The sequence below is a fragment of the Nostoc sp. C96 genome (genome assembly GCF_059384975.1).
Map to the genome: position 1 here is coordinate 1,256,945 of NZ_CM182020.1, position 25,099 is coordinate 1,282,043.

The 25,099-nt window shown below is 39.3% G+C and carries 19 protein-coding genes; 11 read left to right on the plus strand and 8 right to left on the minus strand.

Translation table 11 applies throughout. The features are described 5' to 3' along the window. Together AC504W_RS05480 and AC504W_RS05485 are read left to right on the plus strand one after the other, a co-directional pair. On the plus strand, window positions 1–612 hold the full coding sequence (locus AC504W_RS05480) for a cysteine dioxygenase family protein (RefSeq protein WP_494876682.1): 612 nt from the start codon (window positions 1–3) through the stop codon (window positions 610–612). Window positions 613–750: 138 nt separating this feature from the next. Continuing rightward, entirely contained in the window at window positions 751–1,224 is a 474-nt protein-coding gene (locus tag AC504W_RS05485; RefSeq protein WP_494876684.1) for an ArsC/Spx/MgsR family protein, read from the plus strand. Between the two features lie 134 nt (window positions 1,225–1,358). Here the strand turns inward: AC504W_RS05485 and cysK are convergent, their stop codons facing one another. Next, window positions 1,359–2,303 (minus strand): cysteine synthase A, encoded by a 945-nt coding sequence (gene cysK / locus AC504W_RS05490; RefSeq protein WP_494876685.1) that lies wholly within the window; start codon window positions 2,301–2,303, stop codon window positions 1,359–1,361. Between the two features lie 1,103 nt (window positions 2,304–3,406). Here cysK and AC504W_RS05495 point away from each other — a divergent pair. The 6 genes from AC504W_RS05495 to AC504W_RS05520 all read left to right on the plus strand — a co-directional run bounded on the left by AC504W_RS05495 (window position 3,407) and on the right by AC504W_RS05520 (window position 6,364). Next, complete coding sequence (locus AC504W_RS05495; protein WP_494876686.1) at window positions 3,407–3,811, plus strand: hypothetical protein; 405 nt, start codon at window positions 3,407–3,409, stop codon at window positions 3,809–3,811. A gap of 30 nt (window positions 3,812–3,841) precedes the next feature. Then, window positions 3,842–4,123, plus strand: a complete 282-nt coding sequence (locus AC504W_RS05500; protein WP_096583212.1) for a hypothetical protein — start codon at window positions 3,842–3,844, stop codon at window positions 4,121–4,123. 2 nt (window positions 4,124–4,125) lie between these two features. Next, entirely contained in the window at window positions 4,126–4,437 is a 312-nt protein-coding gene (locus AC504W_RS05505; RefSeq protein WP_494876688.1) for a hypothetical protein, read from the plus strand. A 186-nt stretch (window positions 4,438–4,623) separates the two neighbouring features. Next, window positions 4,624–4,986 carry a hypothetical protein gene (locus tag AC504W_RS05510; protein WP_245894895.1) on the plus strand — a complete coding sequence of 121 codons (363 nt, stop codon included), beginning with the start codon at window positions 4,624–4,626 and terminating at the stop codon, window positions 4,984–4,986. Between the two features lie 12 nt (window positions 4,987–4,998). Beyond that, window positions 4,999–6,000 (plus strand): LLM class flavin-dependent oxidoreductase, encoded by a 1,002-nt coding sequence (locus AC504W_RS05515; protein ID WP_096583208.1) that lies wholly within the window; start codon window positions 4,999–5,001, stop codon window positions 5,998–6,000. After that, complete coding sequence (locus tag AC504W_RS05520) at window positions 5,993–6,364, plus strand: hypothetical protein (protein WP_103125075.1); 372 nt, start codon at window positions 5,993–5,995, stop codon at window positions 6,362–6,364. The genes AC504W_RS05515 and AC504W_RS05520 overlap by 8 nt, the downstream gene beginning before the upstream one ends. A 117-nt stretch (window positions 6,365–6,481) precedes the next feature. Here the strand turns inward: AC504W_RS05520 and AC504W_RS05525 are convergent, their stop codons facing one another. Then, window positions 6,482–7,570 (minus strand): sensor histidine kinase, encoded by a 1,089-nt coding sequence (locus tag AC504W_RS05525; protein WP_494876690.1) that lies wholly within the window; start codon window positions 7,568–7,570, stop codon window positions 6,482–6,484. A 6-nt stretch (window positions 7,571–7,576) separates the two neighbouring features. After that, on the minus strand, window positions 7,577–8,734 hold the full coding sequence (locus tag AC504W_RS05530) for an FIST signal transduction protein (protein ID WP_494876691.1): 1,158 nt from the start codon (window positions 8,732–8,734) through the stop codon (window positions 7,577–7,579). Between the two features lie 176 nt (window positions 8,735–8,910). Between AC504W_RS05530 and AC504W_RS05535 the strand changes: the two genes are divergently transcribed. Beyond that, window positions 8,911–10,221, plus strand: coding sequence for an ATP-binding protein (locus AC504W_RS05535; protein ID WP_494876692.1), 1,311 nt, complete (start codon window positions 8,911–8,913; stop codon window positions 10,219–10,221). Then, window positions 10,218–16,247 carry a WD40 domain-containing protein gene (locus tag AC504W_RS05540; RefSeq protein WP_494876693.1) on the plus strand — a complete coding sequence of 2,010 codons (6,030 nt, stop codon included), beginning with the start codon at window positions 10,218–10,220 and terminating at the stop codon, window positions 16,245–16,247. The genes AC504W_RS05535 and AC504W_RS05540 overlap by 4 nt, the downstream gene beginning before the upstream one ends. Here the strand turns inward: AC504W_RS05540 and AC504W_RS05545 are convergent. Next, window positions 16,238–16,903, minus strand: coding sequence for an acetoacetate decarboxylase family protein (locus AC504W_RS05545; protein WP_494876694.1), 666 nt, complete (start codon window positions 16,901–16,903; stop codon window positions 16,238–16,240). The two genes, AC504W_RS05540 and AC504W_RS05545, sit on opposite strands and share 10 nt — an antisense overlap. Before the next feature lie 233 nt (window positions 16,904–17,136). After that, window positions 17,137–19,044 carry a molecular chaperone DnaK gene (gene dnaK / locus AC504W_RS05550; protein ID WP_494876695.1) on the minus strand — a complete coding sequence of 636 codons (1,908 nt, stop codon included), beginning with the start codon at window positions 19,042–19,044 and terminating at the stop codon, window positions 17,137–17,139. A 486-nt stretch (window positions 19,045–19,530) separates the two neighbouring features. On the opposite strand from dnaK, the gene AC504W_RS05555 reads away from it, so the two are divergent. Beyond that, entirely contained in the window at window positions 19,531–20,523 is a 993-nt protein-coding gene (locus AC504W_RS05555) for an ADP-ribosylglycohydrolase family protein (protein WP_494876696.1), read from the plus strand. Between the two features lie 241 nt (window positions 20,524–20,764). On the opposite strand, the gene AC504W_RS05560 is transcribed toward AC504W_RS05555, so the two are convergent. The 3 genes from AC504W_RS05560 to AC504W_RS05570 all read right to left on the minus strand — a co-directional run bounded on the left by AC504W_RS05560 (window position 20,765) and on the right by AC504W_RS05570 (window position 24,970). Next, the gene (locus AC504W_RS05560; protein WP_494876697.1) at window positions 20,765–22,261 is read right to left on the minus strand and encodes a beta-barrel domain-containing protein; all 1,497 of its coding nucleotides are present in this window, start codon (window positions 22,259–22,261) and stop codon (window positions 20,765–20,767) included. Window positions 22,262–22,349: 88 nt separating this feature from the next. Continuing rightward, complete coding sequence (locus tag AC504W_RS05565) at window positions 22,350–23,225, minus strand: SDR family oxidoreductase (protein WP_096583192.1); 876 nt, start codon at window positions 23,223–23,225, stop codon at window positions 22,350–22,352. Between the two features lie 476 nt (window positions 23,226–23,701). Then, the gene (locus AC504W_RS05570; RefSeq protein ID WP_494876698.1) at window positions 23,702–24,970 is read right to left on the minus strand and encodes a glycosyltransferase; all 1,269 of its coding nucleotides are present in this window, start codon (window positions 24,968–24,970) and stop codon (window positions 23,702–23,704) included. Window positions 24,971–25,099 lie beyond the last annotated feature (129 nt).

Below are 25,099 nucleotides of genomic sequence, written 5' to 3' on the forward strand. Positions count from 1 at the left end.
ATGCAAGGTAGGGATTGGCTACTTACTGGAGACGGTCAGTATCAGATCTGTAAAGCTGTCAGAGCATGGGATTTATTGCGAGAAAATTATCGCCTCTATCGTTTTTTGACTGAGGTGGAAGATGTTCTCAATGGTGTTGAGGATGAATCTAGCCGTCTACCAGAAATTAGGATGTTGGTGAGGCGCTTAATTGCTAATTCCTACTGGGTCAGAAGTCAACATTTAGAACCATGTTCTAAAACAGGAACTTCTGTTGTTCTCTTATATGATGAATTGGGTTTTCCGTTGACCGTCCAAACAGTAACTTTTGCACCAGGGACAACTTCAACGATTCATAATCATGGAACTTGGGGAGTTGTAGCTGTGTTAAAAGGTCAAGAAAAAAACACCTTTTGGCGGCGCAATCAAGACTCAAAATCATCAGAACAAATTGAACAGACGGGAGAAATAACTTTATCCCCAGGAGATATTGTTAGCTTCACACCCAATGCAATTCACAGCGTGCAAGCAGTCGGTGATGAACCAACTGTGACTTTTAATATTTATGGGGAAACTGATCCAAAACAACGATTTGAGTTTGATTTAGTTACCCAAACTGCACGAAAGTTTTAAGAAAGGCAGGGGAGACAAGCAGCAGCAAGCAAAGGGAAGATATTTTCCCCCCCGCCCCCTGCACCCCTGCTCCTCCGCCCAAATAAGAGGGGAATCTGCGTAAGTCCTAAACCATAAAGTGGATTAGGAGCAAGTACAATGGCAAGAGTAATTTTTTATGAAAAACCAGGCTGTAAAAATGGCACTCGGCAAAAAGTGTTGCTGACTGCGGCTGGTCATGAAGTAATTGCATATAACTTATTAACCGAACCTTGGACAATTCAGGGTTTACGGTCGTTTTTTGGTGATCGCCCTGTAGCTGAATGGTTTAATCGGGCTGCACCCAAGGTAAAATCTGGGGAAATTGTACCCGAAAACATCGACGCAGAAACCGCCTTGGTGTTGATGTTGCGCGACCCGCTATTAATTCGCCGCCCGCTAATTCAAGTAGGCGATCGCCGCGAAGTTGGTTTTGAAGTTGAAAAGCTTGACGCTTGGATTGGCTTAAAACCTGTAGATGAATCCTTCCAAGCTATGAGTGAAGACCTTATGAGTAAGGATTTACAAGGTTGCGCCCACGGTGGTAATCATCATCATGAACATGGCCACGGTCATGGTAATTGCAAACATTAAATTAAGTAAAAAGTAAAAGGGTAAAAGCAAAAGGAAAGAGGTAAAAAGTAAAAGGGCAAAAGGCAAAAGAGTTTATTTTCTATTTTGATTGTTTACTCTTCACTTTTTACTTTTTCCTTTTAACTTTTAACTTGTTAACTAATGCTCAAATCTTGAAACATTGCTGTGCTGAGGTAACGTTCACCGAAGGAAGGCTGAATCATCACAATTAAACGACCAGCATTTTCTGGTCGTTTTGCCACTTGCAGCGCCGCACACAAAGCTGCACCAGAAGAAATACCTGATAATAAGCCTTCTTCTTTGGCTAAACGCCGTCCGTAAATCATTGCTTGGTCATCACTGACTCTGATGACTTCATCAACCAGTTCCAAGCGCAACACATCGGGGACAAATCCTGCACCGATACCTTGAATTTTATGTGCGCCGGCTTCACCACCAGAGAGGACAGGGCTATTGCTGGGTTCAACTGCGATCGCTTGCAAATTCGGCTTACGTTGTTTCAATACTTCGGCAATTCCGGTAATCGTTCCGCCAGTACCAACGCCAGCAATCACAATATCTACTTCCCCGTCTGTATCTGACCAAATTTCTTCGGCGGTGGTTTCGCGGTGAATTTTGGGGTTAGCTGGGTTACGGAATTGTTGCAGCATATATGCGTCAGGTGTATTCGCCACAATTTCTTCAGCTTTGCGAATTGCACCTCGCATTCCTTCTGGGCCTGGTGTCAACTCTAATTTTGCACCATAGGCACGCAGCATTGAGCGACGTTCTTGGCTCATGGTTTCTGGCATAGTCAAAATTAGGCTATAACCACGGGCGGCTGCTACCATTGCCAAAGCGATTCCGGTATTTCCAGAGGTTGGCTCAACTAAAATTGTTTTACCCGGTGTGATGAAACCCTCCGCTTCCGCTGAGAGTACCATACTCAAGCCAATGCGGTCTTTCACCGAAGCTGCTGGATTCATACCTTCGAGTTTGGCAACTATTCGCGCCACTGCACCTTCAGCTTGGGGAATTTTATTTAGTTGAACTAAGGGAGTGGTGCCGATAAGTTCTGTGACATCTTTAGCAATTCGCATAAATTAACTCCTAAAACATTTAATTTTAAAGCAGCATATTTACTTATAACAATCATTTTTGGCTAACTGCTGAGGTTAGCGATCGCTAAACCTATTTACTTTCACTAAAGCATAAATATGTAACCCCAAGAAATAATTTTGGTTAATTTACACTTAAATTCGCATTTTCTATTACCATTAACTTAACATTCAACTATTTAAGTATTGCCAAATACTAAATATCAGTTTATTTAGGGGAACTTTATTAGCCGATGTTTGTCTAAAAACATATACAAACTCATTTCGTATTCTTTAACAAAATCATCCTTAAATCAACAGTCTATTTAACAGTTTTGCCAAATATCTAAATTTCTCCATATAAAGCTCTAAAATGTAAATTAAACACAGCAATTTTATTTATCAATAAAACTTAATTTATCTGTATTTATTTAATTGACTTTTTGAAAAAACTTAGTTATTTCAAATATAAAGTTTTTATCCTGAGTACAAAATTTATTCATCAAAATTTATTAAAAAAAATCGTTTTTAACGATAACCTGTCTAGCTTTAAGGCTGAGTACAAAAGTTCCAGAACCCCACCCCAGTAATACTAGTCCCTTTACTCAAAAATGCTAGTCCCTTTACCCCAAGCAATTTTTTAAAAGCTTGTGCAGTAATGTTTTGAGGTTTTGAGTACAACCTTAATCTATTTAATAAACTTAATCCATACCTGTTAAACAGCCATAGAGAAAGCCAACTGATATAAAACATATAGGATTTACGCAGAGATTCCCCTCTACCCCCCGAAATTCTCTAGCTTGCTAGTGAACTAGGGGGGACTTCTTAACCCCACATTTTCTAGTAAGAGTGCGTTAATTCGACAAGTATAAAAATATAATTTTTAGCAAAATAGGTAATTATCCACTAGTTGCTTACTAGTGTCATTTAAGAAACATAAAATTATATGCCTAATTTATTTATGAATCCATAAAACCCATAGTCTTCAAGCTATTTAGGATATACACCATAACTAAATTTTGTAATTTACTATGTAAAACTCTCTAATCTAGACCCTAAACTCTAGCCTATACCCCCTAGCTTCTACCTAGCCAAGGAGAGCAAAAATGAAAGTCAAACTTCTAAATGTTCTCACAGTTTGCCTTGTAACATTAATCGTAATTTCTCCAGCAATGGTAGCCCTAAAAGTAGTTTGGGAAAAACATGGAGAGTTAGTTAAGGCACAGAATTTAACTTGTGAAGTTAATAATATTAGCAAAGTAAATCAAGCCTTAGAACCTGTGGTGACGGCTGGTGTTAATAATTGCGATCGCCAAATCGTAAACCAACCGCCAACTACTGATTTTGTATATAAACTTGCCATTATTCTGCAATGGTTTATATTGCTAACCCCTGTGTGTATTGGGTTAGGAATTCTTGTATACGATAGGTATTTAGTACATCGTGCCGCCGTATTCCAAGAACAAGTAGAAATGTTAGAAAGACTTTGGCAACAAAGTATTGAACAATAATCAATTCACACTCCAAAATTAGCAAATATTATGACAGAAGAACGGCAAGCTCAATATTTTGATTTAATCGATAAATTATTGCAATGTCCTAATGGTCAAGAACCAGAAATTTTAGAAGCACATTCAGAATTAATTGATGCTAATTTTGTAGAAGCAATGGCTAGAGTTGCTACAATGTTTGCTCACGAAGGCAATCAAGACGGCGCTCAATTTTTGTTTTTTTTAGCTCGTGAGCTTGCTAAACAATTAGGTTTATATCCAGACTTTAAAAATTCCGAAGCTGCAAAATCTGAAGTGCCAAATAAGGAGTAATCATGCTACTGACGGCTACTGATGCTGGACATATAGCGTTAGAGTTTCTTTTAGCAGACTGGAATATTCGTGACGAATACAGAGAGTGGTTTACTATTATAAAATCTCGTTTAACTGGCGAGAGTTGGTACATTGTAGAGTTGGGTGTAGAAGGCTTCCCTGATAGATGGTTTATTCAAGTTTACGATACAGGAGAATGTGATCCAAGTTATACTTTTACTTCTCCTATCAGTGGTAAAGAAGGATTTTCTGACTTTGGTGATTTACCAGAAATGGTTGCTGAAGTATTAGTCGCCGAACGCAAATCTCGATAATACATCTGATTATTTATAAAATATCGAGAAATTTCAGATCCCCGACTTCTTAAAGAAGCCGGGGATTTTGGTCTCTATTAACGTCTAACAAATCATTTTTTATATATTTTTTAACACTAAAAAGCAACGTATAACACACTTTATGTCATACTTGGTTGACAAATATATGTTATATTAAATAGCGTGATGAACGCTACAGAAACATCAGTTAAAATGATTACTGAAGATATCATCGCTAAAGAATTCAAAAGAATCATCAGCGAGTATTATCCAAAAGTTGGGGAACTATTAGACGGGTGCCATGTGAAAGTCATCACCTGTTTTTGGGGAAGACCGCCTAGACGTTTGCAATACATAGGTATTTACTGCTCTGAGGAAATGCTGCCCCATATTAGAGAACAACAAAAAATCCTCAGAGATATAGCAGACAATATGGGATTAGTCCAAGTCGTTTGTATGAACGCTAAACGCTTAATTCGTGATCCCAAATCGACGCTAAAAGATACCGATCCGCGCTTGTGGTTGGAGTTGCAAATGGTAGCAACCTAAGAATAGTAAACAATGAAAATTGGACTTTTCTGCAATTACGAAAATCATCATCAAAATGCCCGCCGGGCTATTTTTGAGCAAGTCGCTTTAGTTAGACAAGCCGAAAGCTTAAATTTTGCCGAAGCTTGGGTGAGTGAACATCATTTTAGTGAAATTAATATCAGTTCTTCTATGCTGCTATTAATGGCACATTTAGCGGGTGTCACCTCAACAATTCGCTTAGGCACAGCGGCGGTTTTACTACCATTTCACAACCCGATTCGGGTAGCAGAAGATATTGCTACCTTGGATAATTTGTGTAATGGCAGATTATTATTTGGAGTGGCTAAAGGTGGGCCTTTTCCTCAGCAAAATAAACATTTTGCAATTTCAATGGGAGAATCTCGCGCCAGAATGTTAGAGGCGATCGCATTAATTCACAAGCTGTTATATGAAAATGAAGTTTCATTTCACGGACAACATTATCAATGCGATCGCCTCACAGTTTATCCTAAACCACTGCAACAACAAATCCCTGTATACATAGCCAGTGGTGATGAGACAAGCATAGAATTTGCCGCTAAAAATTCCTTTAGCTTAATGGGAGGGCCACCCTTTGCGCTAGAGAGATTGAAAAAGACAGTGAGCCAATATCGAGATATTAATCCCAGTGGTGCAGACAATTTTGTCTTAGCGCGGTTCTTTTTTGTTGGACAAACCAACGCAGATGCTATCACCGAAGCTATGCCTTTTATCCGCCAATTTAGCCAAAAAATGAAAGCTAATTCGGCAGTAGTAATGCAGAATAGTTCCAATGGTCATAAGGCATTTGACCGTAGCAACATTTGTTTTGACGAAGACTATTTGATTGAAAATTCAATCATTGGTGATCCTATCACTTGTCGAGACAAAATCAAAAAATTTCATGACGAATTGAATCTAGGTACATTAGCGCTCAAACCGACATCGTTTGATATGCAAAAAAACATCGAAAGTTTGCAGCGCTACAACCAAGAGGTACGCAATTATGTCTAAATTAAACCTGCTTCCACCCGATGATTTACCTCCAACAAAGGTAACAAAAGAGGATGGAATGCTGCATCTAGAGCTAGAGCAATCGATTGGTAGATGTTTTTATTACAGTTGCGATCGCATTACTCAAGCTTTACTCAATAATTGTCAGTGGTATCTTACTGATAAAAACACCAAAGTGATGTTAGTAATTGATTGCCCTGACATCGTATCTTACTGGCATATAGTCAGCAATATTCCCCAATTAGGTAATAGATTAGAGAGATTTACAACTAATGCCAAAATCAAAGTTTATCCACCTTTTGGTAAAGGTGAGCCATTAGAAATTAGTGTAAATGAAATCTCTGCTTATCGAGATTGGCTGTAAATCATATTTACTAAATTTAAAAACCCAGTTTTTGCACAAAAACTGGGTTTTCTTTATAGATAATTGACCTAGTGAGTAAAAGAGCGATCGCATTTAATTTCAAAACACAACATCCAGCTACACCCGTTGTAAAGGTATCATAATTATAAATTCCGTACCTACGCCAGGAATAGATTGACATTCTAGCTGTCCTTCATGAGTTTCCACAATTATTTGATAACTAATAGAAAGCCCCAAACCTGTACCTTTACCAACTGGTTTAGTAGTGAAGAAAGGATTAAATATTTGTTGCGTTGTTTTTTCATCAATTCCAATCCCATTATCACTTATGCGAATAGAAACCCAGTTATTGATTAATTCTGTAGTAATCTTGATAGTGGGGGTAAAAGTTTCAGTTTGCAGTGTAGCCAAACCATTTGATTTAGCATAAGTATGCTGACTATAATTTAATTTCTCCTCTAAAGCATCAATAGCGTTGCTAATAATATTTATTAATACTTGATTCAGCTTACCTGCATAACACTCTACCCAGGGTAGATTGCCGTATTCTTTAATAATTATAATTTTTGAACAACCGAGTTGAGAATTTAAGCGATTTTGCAGAATCATCAATGTGCTATCAATACCTTCATGAATATTGACTTTTTTGAGTTCAGCTTCATCTAATCTGGAAAAAGTACGTAAAGAGCGAACAATTTCACTAATCCGCTGACTCCCTATTTCCATAGACTGTAAAACTTGTACAAAATCTTTTTTGATAAACTCCAAATCAATTTTTTTGATTTTCTCAGCTATAGTTACAACCGGATTTGGATAATATTCTTGATAGCATTTTAGTAGTTCTAAAATTTCTTCGGCATATTGAGTAACGTAGTTAATATTGCCATAAATAAAGTTTACTGGATTATTGATTTCATGGGCAATACCAGCTACTAAAACTCCTAAAGCAGACATCTTTTCAGATTCTACTAATTTGCTTTGCATAGCGCGTAGCTTTTTTAAAGTTTCCTCTAAGTCTCGACTTTGTTCTTCTAAAGTTTTTTGTGAATCACGTAATTCGTCAATTACTTTGAGAAACAAAGCCTCTTTTTTCTCATTTGTTTCCTCTAATGCAATTCTTAAAGATTCAGAGCGATCTAGTTTTTTTTGGAGAATGCGATTGGCTTTTTCCAATTGTTTAATTTTCTGCTCATAATCTAATTGCATGATTTTTTAATATATTCCTATCAAAAGGGTAACAAAAGTCTCATGATGCAATCTAGTTTCACCACCACTGTTTAACGGAGAAATTTCACCATGAGTATAAAAACCACAACCTGGGATTTCTGCTGTCAAAAATTCCTGAGCCAGTTGATATTCTTCAATTGTGCGTGTACCTAGTAATAGCCGACGAGCCGCACAAGAAAAAAATAAAGCTGCATCTGGCTGTTTCCCAGGATAATTATTTAAGGCATTTGTAATTGATGTTTTCGCAGCACCTAAAATCTCATCTCGACTTGCTTGTGCTATTTGAACACAAGCATCTGCTGGCACTTCTCCTAAAAAAGTGATGCTACCATTTTCAGGATTATAAATGCTAGGCGCACGCATATAAAATTCCTCAGTTTCTGATTCAAATACCGCTAAAGGATATTCACCAGAAGGAGGAAGACCACCTAAATAATGATGATAAAAATCTAATGCTGGTTTGCCATCAATTTCATAGAGAATATTTTGCTCAACCTTGGTAACTTTGCCTTTTCTTCCTAGAGGATGCCAACCACTAGCGACTCCTTGAGAAAATAAGAAATTACCAGAAAATATCAATACAGGAACAGAATCACTGAGAATTTCTGTTTGAAAAAATTGATATGTCTTTGTAAATTTCCATTGATCGGCGGTTAATCCACCAAAAATAGGAATATCTTTCCCCAAAGCGACTTTCAAGCCTTCAACAATCACCACCCCATCAACTGTTAAACTTTCGGGAAAAGTCAAACATAATTGAGAGAGAGATTGATGTTTAATTTTTGCTTTTGCTTGTTCTACAGCTTGTTTTGTAGCTAACATTGGGTCTTGAGATAGATTTCTACCCAATCCTGCATAAATTTCAATTTCATCAGCACAAAATAGCATTAAAGCTAGTGAATCTTGCTGAAACTTTAATAATGAAGAAATTTCGGCATCGCTAGTACCACCAATTAACTCAATTCCAGGAAAAGCCAGCACAATTTCTTGCAAGATAAGTGCATAATCAAAATCTATTGCCGCAAATAAAATACCAGCTTGAGGACGTTTTTCACCTAAATTATCTTGACATTGCTCGATAACTTCAGTAATCGCCGCTAAAGAATCAGGGTCATTACTATGGCCAACTACTACATTCAACATATATATATCTGGTCTGGAAGTTTTCTACCGTGAATTTATTATTCCCAAACCAGATTGCTTTTATAATGCCGACTATAAATTTATGGAGGGCATGTAAGAATTACTTAGAAATTTTTAGAAATTTGTAACTTGGCTTTTGTATAAACTAAGGATGGAGCTTTGTGGCGAGGTATTTGATGTCACTGGATTTGCAGAAATTTTATCAGGCGTGCAACCCTAGTAAGACGTTGGCGGTGGAGAATGCCGAGGATCGGAAATATTATATTGATTTCTCCTCAGTGCGTGGCGGCAGGATTATTGAGGAGCTAAAGGAAAATATTACGTTTTTTTCCCCTGATGAGCCGACTTGTGAACTATTTACCGGACATATTGGCTGTGGTAAATCTACAGAACTGCTCAGACTCAAAGCTGAATTAGAAGAAGTAGGCTATCAAGTAGTATATTTTGAGTCTAGTCAAGACCTAGAAATGAGTGATGTTGATATCGGAGATATCTTACTAGCGATCGCTCGCCGTGTGACTGAAAGTCTGGACACTCTAGAAAAACAACTCAAAATTCCTGAACCCAAAGGTTTGAAGAAAATTATCGAAGGCGCAGCCAAACTGGTGCAGGTAGAACTTGAATGGTCGACAGAGTTTACCATCGGCATTGGCAAAATTACCGCGAAAGCCAAAAATAGTCCAGAGTTTCGCAGTAAGTTACGCGAATATCTTGGCCCGCGTACCAAAAGTATTTTAGATGTCATTAACGAAGAACTGATTGAATCTGCGATCGCTAAATTACAGCAACATGGCAAAAAAGGACTGGTGGTAATTGTTGATAATCTTGATCGCCTTGATACTGCACAAAAACCTTGGGGAAGACCTCAGCCAGAATATCTCTTTGTGGATCGGGGTGAACAGTTACGTCAACTCAAATGTCATGTTGTCTACACCATTCCTCTATCGTTGCGGTTTTCTAACGATATTGAAAGATTGACTCAACGATTTATGGTAGACCCCAAAGTACTACCAATGGTTCCAGTACAGCAACGCGATGGTAGCATTTGTGCAGAGGGTATGTATCTCCTCAAACAGATGGTATTAGCCAGAGGCTTTGCTGATGTCCCAGCCGCGCAACGCCTCGACTTGATTCCAGAGGTTTTTGATCACCCTGACACTTTAGAAAGACTGTGCTGTGTGAGTGGTGGTCATGTCAGAGAATTACTCAGACTCCTCTATGACTGGATTAAAAAACAAAGACGTTTACCTTTGGGACGTGATTTTTTAGAAAATGTGATTAAGTATCGTTGCAATCAAATGACCTTGGCAATTTCCGATCATGAATGGGAATTGCTGCGTCAAGTCGCAAAAAACAAGCAAGTCAACGGTGATGAAGGTTATCGCAGTTTGGTACACAGCCGATTTGTGTATGAATATTGCGATCGTGATGGTTTTTGGTTTGACCTGAATCCAATTTTGGCAGAAGCTCCGGGGTTAAAATTATGAGCGAATTGTACCGACTCGAAACAGATAACGAAAATTCTTTACAAGAATTAAATTGGGCGATCGCTACTTCTCAAGGAGAATTTTCGCTGATCTTAGCGCGGTGTAATGCCACTAGTGTCATAAGAAGCTTGATGCAAACTTTGCAAGCATCCAGTGAAGTTGAAATTCAAGAAATAGTTTTAGATAAATCAGTCAAAACTATTTACCAAACGATCCAAAACACCATCCGCGCACAGCATCCCCAGGCTTTAGTCGTCTCTGCTTTAGAGTCGGTTACTAACTTAGAACAAGTTTTGATTACGGCGAATCAAGTCAGAGAAGAATTTCGCAAAAATTTTCACTTTCCTTTGGTGTTGTGGGTGACAGATGAAGTCTTGCAAAAACTCATCCGCGTCGCACCCGATTTGCAAAGTTGGAGTACGACAGTTGAATTTGCGATCGCTAGTGCTGATTTAATTAATTTTATTGAGCAAACAGCCGAGGAAATCTTTACTAGAGTTTTAGCTGCGGGTGCAGGGAGATATTTGGATCAAGTTGCACTCAATTTACAAATTGGTTCGTCTCGCCGAGTGGAGTTAGAAGCCGCAGCCAATGAACTACAAAATCGTCGCTTGAGTCTTTCTTTAGAACTCGAAGCCAGCTTAGAATTTATGCTTGGTCGAGCTACTGCTAATTTTATGGAAGAGTCTCGACAACATTACGAGCGCAGCTTAGCACTGTTTGAACAAACTGATCAATTCTTAGAACATCGTGCTGCGGTACTTTATTCCTTGGGTGTGTGGTGGAGTACATTTGCCGTGCTGCATCTCTCCGAACAAGAAAGTTCTCGTGCTATTTCTACTGAATATCTTCAAAAATGTATCGCAGTCTTTGAGCAAGCGAATCGCCAAGACTTAGTAGCCAAATTCATCAACGCCTTGGGAGTAGTTTTGCAACAACTCCAGCGTTGGGAAGAATTAGAAACTGTAGCTAATAAAGCCTTAGCCTTGCATCAAATTTATGAGCATCCGTTGAAACTTGCAAGAGCATATAGTTTCAAAGCCGAGGTAGCACTGGCAAAATTAATGCCAGATGCAGCCAAAGCCGCTGCTGAACAGGCGCTAAATTTGCTCGATAACTATCAAAGAAATATACAGCAGCCAGTTAGTGAAGAAACTAAGGCAGATTTAGAATGGGAAAACTCCTATCATCGTGGCTGGTACTTGTTTGCATTGGGGCGATCGCAAGCTGCACTCAACCAACCAGAATTAGCATTGAAAACCTTAGAAACTGCCAAAACTGACACTAAAGCTCAATATGATCCAGAGCTTTATATTGGTATTTTAGCCCAATTGCGCGACAACTATTTTAAAAAAGGTGAATATTTAACAGCATTTAATATTAAGCAATATCGGCGTTCTATTGAACAACAATATAGTTATCGTGCCTTTATTGGTGCGGGAAGATTGCAACCACAACAGCAAGTAAATAACCCCGCCTTAGCATTAGCTGAAAACTCCGATACAGTCGCGCAAGAAATTGCTGCATCTGGGAGACAACCAGATATAAAGCGTTTAATTGAACGCATGGGTCGCCACGACCATAAACTGACAATTATTCATGGACAATCTGGTGTAGGTAAAAGTTCAATTTTGCAAGCTGGGTTAATTCCCGCCTTAAAACAAAAGCCAATTGGAACGCGTGATGTTTTGCCTGTTTTACAGCAAGTTTATCCAGATTGGTTGAGGGAAGTAGGAGATAGATTGAGAGAGGCGATCGCTAATTTAACTCCTTTCGCTCTCAAGCCCTACGAAGGCGATGATATACCTATTTTTCATGATAAGAATTCTATCTTAGAGCAATTTATCAAAAATGATGATTATAACTTATTAACAGTCTTAATATTTGACCAATTTGAAGAATTTTTCTTCGTTTATAAAGACCCAGGTAGTAGAAAAACTTTTTATGAATTTTTACGTGAATGCTTAGATATACCTTTTGTTAAAGTTATTTTATCCTTGCGAGAAGATTACTTATACTATCTTTTAGAGTGTAATAATCGACTGGCTGATTTTGAAGTAATTAACAACAATATTTTAGACAAAGATATTCTCTATTATTTAGATAACTTCTCCCCAGAAGATGCTAGAGCAGTTATCCACATCCTGACAGCTAAAACCCCATTTGTTTTTGAACCATCACTCGTAGATGAATTAGTCAAAGATTTAGCCAGAGACTTAGGAGAAGTCCGCCCAATTGAATTGCAGGTTGTAGGCGTGCAACTGCAAACTGAAAGAATTACCAAACTAGAACAATATCAACAACAAGGCCCCAAAGAAAAATTTGTCGGGCGCTTTTTAGAAGAAATTGTTCAAGACTGCGGTACAGAAAATGAGCAGATAGCCAAACTAGTGTTGTATCTACTCACAGATGAGAACAATTTACGCCCTCTAAAAACTCGTGCTGATTTAGAATTAGAATTAGAAGTCCAACCTGAAAAACTCGACTTAATTTTAGAAATATTAATTAAATCAGGACTAATATTTAAAGTCCCAGCAATTCCCTCAGACCGCTATCAACTAGTTCATGATTATTTAGTTCCCTTTGTTCGCCAACAACAATCAGAAAGATTAATTAAAGAACTAGAAAAAGAGCGAGAACAACGGAAGTTAACTGAAGCCAAATTAAACGAAGTTCTCCAACAACAACTACTAGAAACACGTCGCGGCTTACTTTGGAAAGTCTCACTAGGAACTATAGCAGGTGCATTGGCAATATTTTTACCGTTAATATTCATTAATCAGAATAATGCCCAACTGCTTGCTATAAGTAGCAATGCAAAAAGCAAGCTGAATTCAAATCGAGATTTAGAAGCACTAATAGAAACTATCAAAGCTGGCAAACGACTAAAACAATGGTGGTCAATAGGAGTAAAACCAGAGACAGAAATGCAGGTAAAGACTGCTTTGCAAGATGTAGTTTATACCATAAGAGAAGTTAATACCTTAGAAGGTCATGCTGACAGTGTTACTAAAGTAAGTTTTAGTCCTGATGGTCAAACAATAGTTTCTGGCAGTGCTGATGGCACTTTAAAAATATGGAGTCGAGATGGTAAAGAAATATTTAGTTCTTCAGTTCATGATAAGAAAATTACCTACATTGACTTTAGCCCTGATTCTCAAATGATAGTTGCTGGTAGTGTGGATGGCAAAGTAATACTCAAGAATCTCACAAATCAAGATGAAAAAAACTTCAATTTTCAAGCACATGAAGAAGAAATTACTAATGTTAGTTTTAGTCCTGATGGTAAAAAATTACTTACTGCCAGTAAAGACAAAACTGTTAAACTTTGGAGTTTGGATGGTAAAGAACTAAAGATATTTCGTGGGCATCAAGACAGTATTACCAGCGTTAGCTTCAGCCCTGACGGTCAGCTAATTGTTTCTAGTAGTCAAGACAATACAGTAAAACTATGGAATTTGGATGCCCAACAAATTCAGAACCTAAAATTTAAAAATTCCGTTAATCAGGTTGTTTTTAGCCCTGATAGTCAGACAATCGCTTCATTAGAAGAGAGCGGTGAGCTCAAACTTTGGCAGCGCAATGGTTCCTTGCTAAAAGAATTTTATGCGCTTGGAGGTCAAAGTGTACGTTTTGGTCTTGATAGTAAAACTATTGCTTTAGCTACTGTTTATAATTTGAACTCTATTAGCTCCAGAATGAGGGTAGGAATATACAACATTGACCAAACTGACGAACAATTTCCTACGCTAACTTTTGAGCTGACAGGACACAGAAATAAAATCACTAGCGTCAACATTAGTCCAGACTTTCAAATGGTGGCATCTGGAAGCGAGGATAGAACTGTACAACTCTGGAACATTCAAAAAAATAATAATTTTGAAAGCTCTGATAACTTTTCAGCACTAAATGTAAGTTTTAGCCCTAATAGTCAGCTAATAGCTTCTGTTAGTAATAAAGTAAGATTATGGCAGCAAGATGGTATTCTCAGAACAACTTTGCCAAGAGACAATTCAGAGTTTAGCTTTAGTCCAGATAACCATACATTTGTCACAGCTAGTGAAGATAATTTAGTTCAACTGTGGCAAAAAGATGGGACTTTTATGAAAACTCTTCAGGGGAATCTAGTATCAGGAAGTTTTAGTCCTGATGGACAAACTATCGCATTAGTCAAAGATGATAATAATGTCGAATTATTAACAAGTGATGGCAAGCATATTTCCACGCTTAAAGACATTAAACATAAGGTGAATAGCATAATTTTTAGTCCGGATGGCAAAACTCTAGCAACATTAGGTGATAGTAAAAATCAGATTATCAACATTTGGCAACGTAACGGTAATTTGATTAAGAGCTTGAAAGATTATATTAACTATACATTAGTAGGATTTAATCAGAATGGAGATATTTTAATTCTTGCAGGTCAAAAAAAATTAAAATTCATACATAAAAGTGGTAAAGAAATCAAAAATATTAATTCTGTATTTTCGGATTCAGTTAATTTCAGTGATGATGGAGAGAAGTTAATATTTTTTAAACAAGAAGAAGAAAAGAAGCTCAGATTAGAACTATGGAATACTAATGGAACTTTGATCGCAACTTTGCCATACTCTGATGTCGATATTGAAAACTACAGTTACCAAAATCCTTATTTTATAGGTAAGCCTCAAGCAATAGTTTATCAAGATGATCAGCAAATAAAATTCTGGACAGCGAATGGTTCTTTTATTTCAAAATTTAATAGTATCAATAAACAAGGATATCAAATTAGCCCTGATGGACAAATTATAGTTACAAGAGAAGAAAAAAATATTATCAAGCTCTGGAAACGTAATGCCACAATTCTTAATACTATTCAGTTAAAAACTAAAAAAGCTACAGCTAAAACCATAACTTTTAGTTCAGATAGTCAAAAGTTAGCCATAACAACCAATCAAAACAACATCGAAGTATGGCATATAGATGGGAGCTTTATTAAAAGTATAAACACCTGGAATGATAGTAGAGTTAAACGTTTAAAGTCCGATAATCCAGAAAATCAAAGTTACGATACGCCTCTAATATTTGATAGTGACATATTAATAACTCGCACCCAAGAAAATCAATTAGGATTATGGAAATTTGATAGTAATAGAATTAAAAAAGTCTCGGTTGCTAAGTATATAAATAACCTGGGTAATTTGGTTAAAGATATTTATGATGTTAACCAAAACATAATAGCAACTAATAGTAGTATAGACACAGTAAAAATATGGCAAATTCCAAAAAAGGTAAACAAAGAAGCACATTTATTAAATTCGATTAAAGGGCATAGCAATCAAATAACAAGTTTAGCTATTAGTTTTAATGGTACATTAATAGCCTCAGCTAGTAAGGATAACACTGTAAAAATTTGGCAGCGTGATGGCAGGCTGATCAGTACATTTAAAAAGCATAAAGACAACGTAAACAGTGTCAGCTTTAGCCCAGATGGTGAGCTGATTGCTTCTGCTAGTGATGATAAAACTGTAAAAATTTGGCAACTAAATGGCGAAGTAGTTAAATCTTTTGAAGATCATGGTAACGTTGTTACAAATGTGAGTTTTAGTCCAGATGGTAAGTTAATTGCCTCTGCTAGTAGAGATAACACTGTAAAAATTTGGAGTCTAGACAAAAAAGAAATTACTACTCTAAATAATGACTACCCTATTACCAGCATAAGTTTTAGCCCAGATAGCAAAATGATTGCTTCAGCAGATTTTAAAACAGTCAAAATCTGGAGTATTGACGGCATTTTGTTAAGCACTTATGAGCGTTTTGGCAACAGGGGTGTGAGTTTCAGTCCAGATGGTAAGAGTATTGCTACTACTGGTGAGAGCAAAATTTTTGATATTTTTGCTACTCGCAAAAGCGAAATTTTGGTTTGGGATTTAGACTTAAATCAACTTCTCAAGCGTGGTTGCAATTGGGCGCGTGCTTATCTCCAGAATAATCCAAAAGCGGAAAGCGATCGCCACCTCTGTGACGACATCTACAATCAAAAGTAATGGTGAGCGCGATCGCTAATTTCACTCGCTCTTTGTCCCACAATTTTAGGATGTACAACCTTTAATTTCATCTGTTCAGCACACCCAGTTAAAAAAGGCTGACCTAAACCTATACTCGCAAAAGGACTTTCACTAGGAACATCTAATTGGGAACTAATCAAACCCAACTGCGCTTCACATTCAGCCGAAAATTTGAGTAACTCCACACCCTTAACACTGAAGGTCGAACCAGTCAGCCTTTGTCGCCAAGCTAAACTTTGCTGAGTATAATTCAGAGTACACAAATTGCGATCGTCCTGACGCACTATCACCCGCTGATCATTTTCCCACGTAAAATCGGCCAATTCTTTTGGCAATCCCCAAATTTCTCGACCACCAGCCATAGAATCAACGTTATCTACATAAATGTGCGAAACCCAAGCACCAATTTTATTTTGATAATTAACCATAGCCGGAGCAACGATTAACTCACTGTACTCCAACACAGAACCTTCCCCGTAATTGGATAAATAAACAGCAGCAAGAGTTTTACCCGGCCAGACAGAGAAAATTGGCAATTCCGTCGGAATGAGAGAGCGTACATGGTTAATATTTACCAGATGAACAGAGGCGATCGCTTTGCCGCAAAGTGTCCAAGGTGTTGCAGGATAAGACATATAACAATTTTAGATTTTAGATTTTAGATTTTGGATTTTAGATTTTGCAGAAAACTTTTACCTCATTCACCTACAATCTGCTGTAACCTTTAATCTGTCTACTATCACCTGTAACCTTTAACCTGTAACCTATATACCAAATCCTCCACATAAAAAAATCCCCACCCAGGTGAATACCTAGATGGGAAATATTGAGTAGAGAATTTCTCACCTTCCCTACAACATTGGAGGAATTATTTGCTTTCAGTGAAATCTGCGTCAATTACATCATCACCGCTACCAGAGGAAGTAGAAGAACCGCCACCACCATCTTGAGGTTCAGCGCCAGGTGCAGCACCGCCAGCTTGTTGATATATATTGCTACCAACCGCGAATAGTGCTTGTTGCAATTCTGGCATCAGCTTGGCGATTTGCTCATCATCCTCTTTAGCAACAGCTTCCCGCAGGTCTTTTATCAAACCTTCTACTTTGGTTTTGTCAGCCGTAGGTACTTTATCGCCTAATTCTTGCAGCTGCTTTTCAGCTTGGTACGCCAAGGAATCAGCTTGGTTCTTACGTTCAATTTTCTCACGGCGCTCTTTGTCAGAGGAAGCATTTTGTTCTGCTTCGCGTACCATCCGGTCAACATCATTTTTATCTAAGGTAGAAGCACCAGTAATGCTGATGGATTGTTCCTTACCAGTACCTTTGTCCTTAGCCGTAACGTTGAGGATACCGTTAGCGTCGATGTCGAATACAACTTCGATTTGAGGCACGCCACGGGGTGCAGGTGGAATACCATCGAGGCGGAAGGTTCCCAAACTCTTATTATCGTTAGCAAATTCCCGTTCACCTTGGAGGACGTGAATTTCTACGTTAGTTTGACCATCAACAGCAGTAGAGAATACTTCGGATTTTTTGGTAGGAATTGTCGTGTTACGAGGAATAATCTTGGTCATTACACCACCCAAGGTTTCTACACCCAAGGACAATGGTGTTACGTCTAACAACAAAATACCTGTAACATCACCAGCTAACACACCTGCTTGAATTGCCGCACCAACGGCTACTACTTCATCAGGGTTAACAGTTTGGTTAGGCTCTCTACCCAAAATCCGCTTCACCAACTCTTGGACTGCGGGAATACGGGTGGAACCACCAACTAGTACCACTTCATCGATATCATTTTTGCTTAACTTGGCATCACGTAACGCATTCTCCACTGGAATCCGAGAACGGTCAATCAAGTCAGAGCAAAGTTCTTCAAACTTAGCGCGAGTCAGCGTCATATCCAGGTGCTTAGGCCCGTCCTGGGTAGCGGTGATGAACGGTAAGTTAATTTCTGCTTGGGTAACGCTAGAAAGCTCAATTTTGGCTTTTTCTGCCGCTTCTGTTAAACGTTGCAGTGCTTGTCTGTCTTTACGGAGATCAATACCTTCGTCTTTGCGGAACTGTTCAGCTAAGAAATCAACGATTTTTTTATCGAAGTCGTCACCACCGAGGTGGGTATCACCAGAAGTTGCTAATACTTCAAATACGCCGTCGCCAACTTCCAATACAGATACGTCGAATGTACCACCACCTAAGTCAAATACCAGGATGGTTTCGTTGCTCTTTTTATCAAAGCCGTAAGCCAAAGAAGCGGCGGTAGGTTCGTTGATAATCCGCAGAACTTCAATCCCGGCGATTTTACCAGCGTCCTTTGTGGCTTGGCGTTGGGAGTCGTTGAAGTATGCAGGGACGGTAATTACTGCTTGAGTGACAGTTTCACCTAAATATTTGCTTGCGTCTTCCACTAATTTGCGGAGAACTTTTGCCGAAATTTCTTCTGGAGCAAACTGCTTGCCAGCACCAGGAGAATCTAGCTTGACGTTACCACTGCTGCTGAGGACTTTATAAGAAACTTCGGTTGCTTCATTAGTCACTTCGTCATAGCGACGACCGATAAAGCGCTTCACCGAGTAGAAGGTATTTTCAGGGTTCATCACCGCTTGGCGTTTGGCAATTTGCCCTACCAAAGTGTCGCCATTTTTGGCAAATGCTACTACTGATGGTGTTGTCCGAAAACCTTCTGCATTGGCAATAACCGTGGGTTTACCACCTTCCATCACTGCGACGCAGGAGTTAGTTGTACCTAAGTCAATTCCAACTACTTTTGCCATTTTATGTGCTGGCTCCGTATAACTACAAATGAATGAATGGGAATATAAGGACTAAATCTTGAACCAACTGGTTTATGAAAGCAGTTACTTCAGCATCAATGACCTTTAGCTCGGTGTTGTTGGGGTTATAGCCCCAAGTTCTGCTGATATATATACTGAGCTTGTATAGCCAGTCCATGAAGGGTGGTTTCCCGAACCTTATCTGGGACGGTTAATTTTAAAGTTTTGTTTAGTTGGTTCATGGATTAATTTGCTTTCACTTCGTCTAATTTATGAGAATTAATACATTGAGTAATTAGGGTGAACCGTAATCACCATGTGGTGTTTGCCGTCTTTAAACAACATTAACTCCAGAGATATAGAGAATAAATTAGCTATAAAAGGAGTCTGTGCTTGATAAATTCAGTTAAAACGCGGATACTTACACTTACTCAAGGGTAGATTTTGTAGCGTTTGTGTATTAAAAATGTAATTAAAAAAATATTTATGCGTCGTGCCTCTGGATGTTTATTTGGGTTAGCCTTTGGTGATGCCTTGGGCGCTGCTACAGAATTTTTAAATGTGAAAGAAATTTGTCGTCGCTTTCCGCCAAATGGGCCGCAAGAAATTGTTGGTAATCCTGCACGCGTTACCGATGACACACAAATGACATTAGCAGTAGGGCAAGCCCTGATTGAGGTTGGTGTCGCAAACTTGAGTTTGCCTAATTTAGAACCTGTTCTCAGACGTACTTTTGTTGAGTGGTTACACAGTCCAGACAATAATCGCGCTCCTGGGATGACTTGCTTACAGGCTTGTGAATATTTGGAATCAGGTCTGCCTTGGCAACAAGCAACCAGGCCTAACTCTAAAGGCTGTGGTGCAAATATGCGTGTTGTGCCTGTAGGTTTGTTGCCCACAGATGATAAAACGCGTGCAGCAGTTGCTCAATTTCAAGCAGCATTAACTCATGGTCATCCTACTGCCCTCGCTGCTTCCGATTTAACCGCAGCAGCAATTACTTATCTTGTCAAGGGTGGCGAACCACAAAAATTGCCGACTCAATTACGCAACTATGCTCTAACTCAGCGATCGGTTTATCATGCTGATTGGCTGGATTATTTATGGCAACGTCCAGGCATTCAGACACCAGAAGAATTTATTAGTCGTGGCTGGGATGAGTGTTTAGCAGTACTCGACCGTCTTGATGCAGCATTAGTCAACCCCAACCGCGACATTGACCCCTGTTTAGCCATAGGTGAAGGTTGGGTAGCAGAAGAAGCCTTAGCTACAGGTCTATTATGCTTTTTGTTATTTCCAGAGGAACCTTTAGTGGCTTTGCGACGCGCTGCACTCACATCTGGTGATTCTGATTCCATTGCTTGTTTAGCAGGTGCTTTTGCTGGGGCATATTTAGGAATGGCAGTATGGCCAGAAGATTGGGTAGTTCGGATTGAATACCGCGACCAATTGGCGGCCTTGTGCAAAGTTTGGGATTAACAGTTATGGCAGAAGGCAGAAGGTGAGACAGCGCGGTCTTGGGGGTTTCCCCCATGAGCGACTGCGAACCCGAAGGGCAGGAGGCAGAAGGGAAAGTCTTACTATACTTGGCATTCAAGCTTTCAAGTTGTCCTAACATATCTGACTACCGCTATATAAATTATTTTTGGACAACAAGATCCCCGACTTTTTAAAAAAGTCGGGGATCTGAGCCTCTCGATTTTTACAATCCAAAATTGTCTTACCTGACAGAAAAAGCTTCGCTAAATCTGCGAGTTACAGGTTCGACAATGAAAGTTAAAACTGATTTCTTGCGAGTGACAATTTCTCCCGTAGCAACCATACCCGGAGTAAATACTACTTCTTTACCCCGCACATTTAGGGAATGTTGATTCATTTGAACTCTGGTGGGGAAAACTAACCCTAATTCTTTATCAACTACGGCATTTGGGCTAACTTGTGATACCGTGCCAGCAATGGTACCGAATTCCTGGAAAGGAAAAGTAGCCATTTTTATTTTTACCTTCATCCCTGGACGAATGAAACCAATATCGCGGTTGAGGACTTTCACCTCTAGTTGCAATTCTTCTCCATCCGGCAAGATAGATAGTAATTCTTCCCCTGATTGTACGGGGCCTTTGGTTGCCTTAATTCTGTAGATTGTGCCAGCAACCGGAGCTTTGATGGTTTCTCCTTCTTGTTGCTTTTTCGCTTGGGCTAATTGACCGGAGACGGTGGTTAATTCTTCTTTACGCTTATTCATTTGAGTCAAAATTTCGCTTTGACGCTCAGATGATAAACGCTGTACTTGATTCCGCGCGGCTTGAAAAGCTTGTTCTGCTTGGCGAATTTCTTGGCCTTGAGCTGCAATATCTTTTGCTAAAGATAAGACTCGATCTTGCGCTTCGGCAACTTTATTGTTGGCGTTGGTCACTTCATCTTCTGATCTGGTGACATCGGTATTGGCACGATTTAATCGTTCTTGAGCTTCTAAGTAATCAACTCTGGGGACAGCACCAGGAGTAATCAAGGTGCGGAGTTTTTCTTCTCTATTTTGAGCGATCGCTAATGCTTCTTTGACTCTTTCGCGGATACTTTTAGCATTAGCTAAGTTGGCTTGGGAGTTTACTAAGGCGCTTTTGGCTGTATCCAAATTTTCTCGCAAGCGAGCCAAGCGCACTTTTGCTTGGTCAAGGAGGGCGCGTTGGCGATTTGCTTCGGCTTCTGCGGCTGCTTGGCGGGCTTGATAATCACCTAAACGCGCAGTTAAAAGTTCATCTTGAAGTTTTTCACCAGTACTTTTACCGCCGATGCGTTCCACATCCAAACGGTCTAAGTCATCCTTAATTAACTTGGTAGATTCTGAAAGGCGGTTTACGTCTGTTTTTTGGAAATCGGGGTCGCGTTGAATTAACACTTGATTTTTAGTCACGCGATCGCCTTCTCTGACTTTCACCGCTAGAATCATGCCATTCCCCAGAGATGTCACTGGTCTAACTTGAGTCGAAGCAATGAGTTCTCCTTGGGCGATCGCCACTTCATCAATTTCGGAGAAATGCGCCCAGGCGATCGTCCCAAACAAAGCTACACTGATAGTCCCTGCTAACAATCTTGTGTAAAGCGGTGGCAATTCTTGAACTGCCTTACCTAATTCATAAGACAGTTGATCCTCTGGTTTAGCGAATCGCTGTTTTGTCTGACGCGCTTGAGCAGCATTAGCAACTAGGGGAGAGGTCATAAAATCTTCATGTTATTGGTTCTTTGTCATTTGTCCTGAGTCATTAGCCATATTTCCGGATGCTCATGACTCAGGACTAATATTCACTTCAAACTGCTAAATAGCGTCGTAAAAAACTTTCTAAGGTTTCCAAAGGAAAATTGAAAATTCTCTCTAAGTTGGCTATTTCCTCTTTTTTACAGAAAAATTCATTAGATAGCAATGTCTGATAAGTCCCCAAAGCTTTTTGTGTTTGCGGATTTAACAAACCGATAACATTTCTTAATCCATCAAGTATAAATACTGGCGGGTTAATGACTATTGGCGGTTTGTTAAAAATCCGCCCAAATATGCGCGGAATATCTTCTCGTTGCAAAATTTCTGGCCCCCCAACTGGCAATATTTGGTTACGCGCCTCTGCAACTTTTACAGAATCCACTATCATTCTTGCCAAATCATCTGTACTGACAATGGAGCTACGGTTTTGGCGATCGCCAATTAGTAAATATAACCCTGTGTCTCGAAACTGTTCCGCCAGTGGCAGCAAATTTGATGCTAGTCCAGATGGGCGTAAAATTGTGTAATTTAAGCCACTATCTACCAAATATTGTTCTACTGCCCGTTTAGCTTTAAATACAGGCGCATCTTCATAACCGCGATCAACTCCCAAGACAGAAACAAAGACAAAATGCTCGACTTGATTCGCTTTTGCTTGGTCAATTAGTTCGATATTGGCGCGATAGTCAAGGGATAAAGCATCACCACCAGAACCGTGAGCGCTGATAATATATTTGACACCTTGAGTAGCTTTTTCTATATCTCTTGCTTCGCGTAAATCACCAATGAAGATTTCTGCACCTCGGTGTTCTAACTCGCTATAACGCGAGGTGAGACGGACAAACGCCCTCACGCATTGTTCTTGCTGGCGTAGCAGTCGCACAACACGACGACCGATTCCTCCCGTTGCTCCTGTTACTAAAAACATATAAATACCTAAAATTAATATACTTAGAGTCTACTGATTGATTCTCGAACATCAAGTATGAGCATATTTGTATATTAACTAGGACTTACGCCACGAGATAATAAATCATCGATTTTAGCGATCGCTCTTGCTCCATCGATTGAGTAAATCAATGTTCCTGCACTTTCTCTTGCTTCAATGCTCCGGACAAAATTAGGCAGAATAAGGCCATTAGTTCGTAGTAGTACACCAACCCAATATTGCTACGTGGGGGCAAGCAAGGGAGCAGGGGAGATATTTAAAGTAGCTCTTTCCCCTCTGCCCCTCCGCTCCTCTGCTGACCACAACGCAAAGTTTCCTTGGCAGACTAGTAGGTATAGCTATAGCCATAAAGATTAGGACTTACGCACACACTATTGTTCTGCATAAGTCCTGATGGTTTGGGATTGCTGTAATTTTTAGCTAACTTGGGCGATCGCTCATCATCTCCGGTCAAGTTATCCCACAGTTGTAGTTTCTAGCGGTTGTGATGATTGCACCAATTCATACAGTTTGGTTTCAAATTTCTGCATCCCTGCCGACCAATCAAATTCCTGAATTGAGGAACGCGCTTGACTGGTCATTGCGGCTTTGAGTTCAGGATTTGTCAGAATGGCAATTACTTGATGAGCCAAATCTATAGGGTTATTAGGTTCACTTAAAAAACCATTAATTCCGGGAAAAACCTGTTCTGAGTTCCCGCCAGCGTGGGCTGCAACTAAAGGAGTGCCTGATGCTAGAGCTTCCATATTAGTTGTACAGAAGTTCTCGGTAACGGAGGGGTTCACAAATATATCAGCGCGCGCAAACCAACCTAACAGTTCTGTTCCGTGAGATTCTCCCCACACAGTAATTCCATTAGGAAACTTTTCTGCACGTCGGCGGATTTCTTGATCTAGAGGGCCGCTACCGATAATGACTAAATGCACATCAGGAACTTTAGCTGCGATCAGCGGAAAGGCATCTATCAGTTGAGTGACATTCTTTTCGGCAGTAACACGTCCGACAAACAACAATGTTGGTCGATTATCTTCGGGAATTGGGTTGTGAATAATGTTTTGGGGGTGAAATTTTTCGCTATCAATTCCTTGATAAGGAACATATTCACTACGTTGGCATTTGAGATTTTTGTACTTATTCAGCAGTTCTCTAGAAGGGAATAAATTAACATCATAAGCTTCACTAAACTGCTGTGTGAGAAATGGAATAACCAGGCTAATCAAGCTAAAGAATTGATTACCTAAATAATATTTAATGTAGGCAACAATATCTGTATGGAAAACTGAAACAATGGGGGTATGAGTTTGTTTCGCATATTCCACACCCACAGGACGACCATAACCTTGTAAAAAGCCTGAATATAATCCCCGCATTTGTGCGGCTTCTTCAACCACAATAATATCGGGTTGAAATTCTGCCAGTAGTTTAGTATCACTCCAATGACGATAGTTGAGTGGTTGGGGTAGAGATTTATAAAAGATTAACGGCTCTGTGGGAAATGTGTAAGAAGAAAAAGCCGGAAAAGATTTTAACTCATCTAGCCCAGGCATGGGGCGATCACTCACATTTTTAGGATACTTATCGTTGATTTTTGGATGGACAAGTAAAACTTGATGTCCTTGTTGTAGCAACCAGCGAACTCTTTGATGGACTGCAACGGAAACTCCTGTCAAGAAAGGAGGGTACAATCCTGTAAACAGCGCAATGCGTAGCTGTTGCTTTTGCATGATTTTAGTTAGTTTGTTAATTTTTTCTGAGAGCTTAATCAGTCAGATTACTCACACTAAAAAACTGGAATTTGAGGATTTACGCATTGCTGTGGAGATTCCATAAATCAATTCTAAATGCAGAATTTT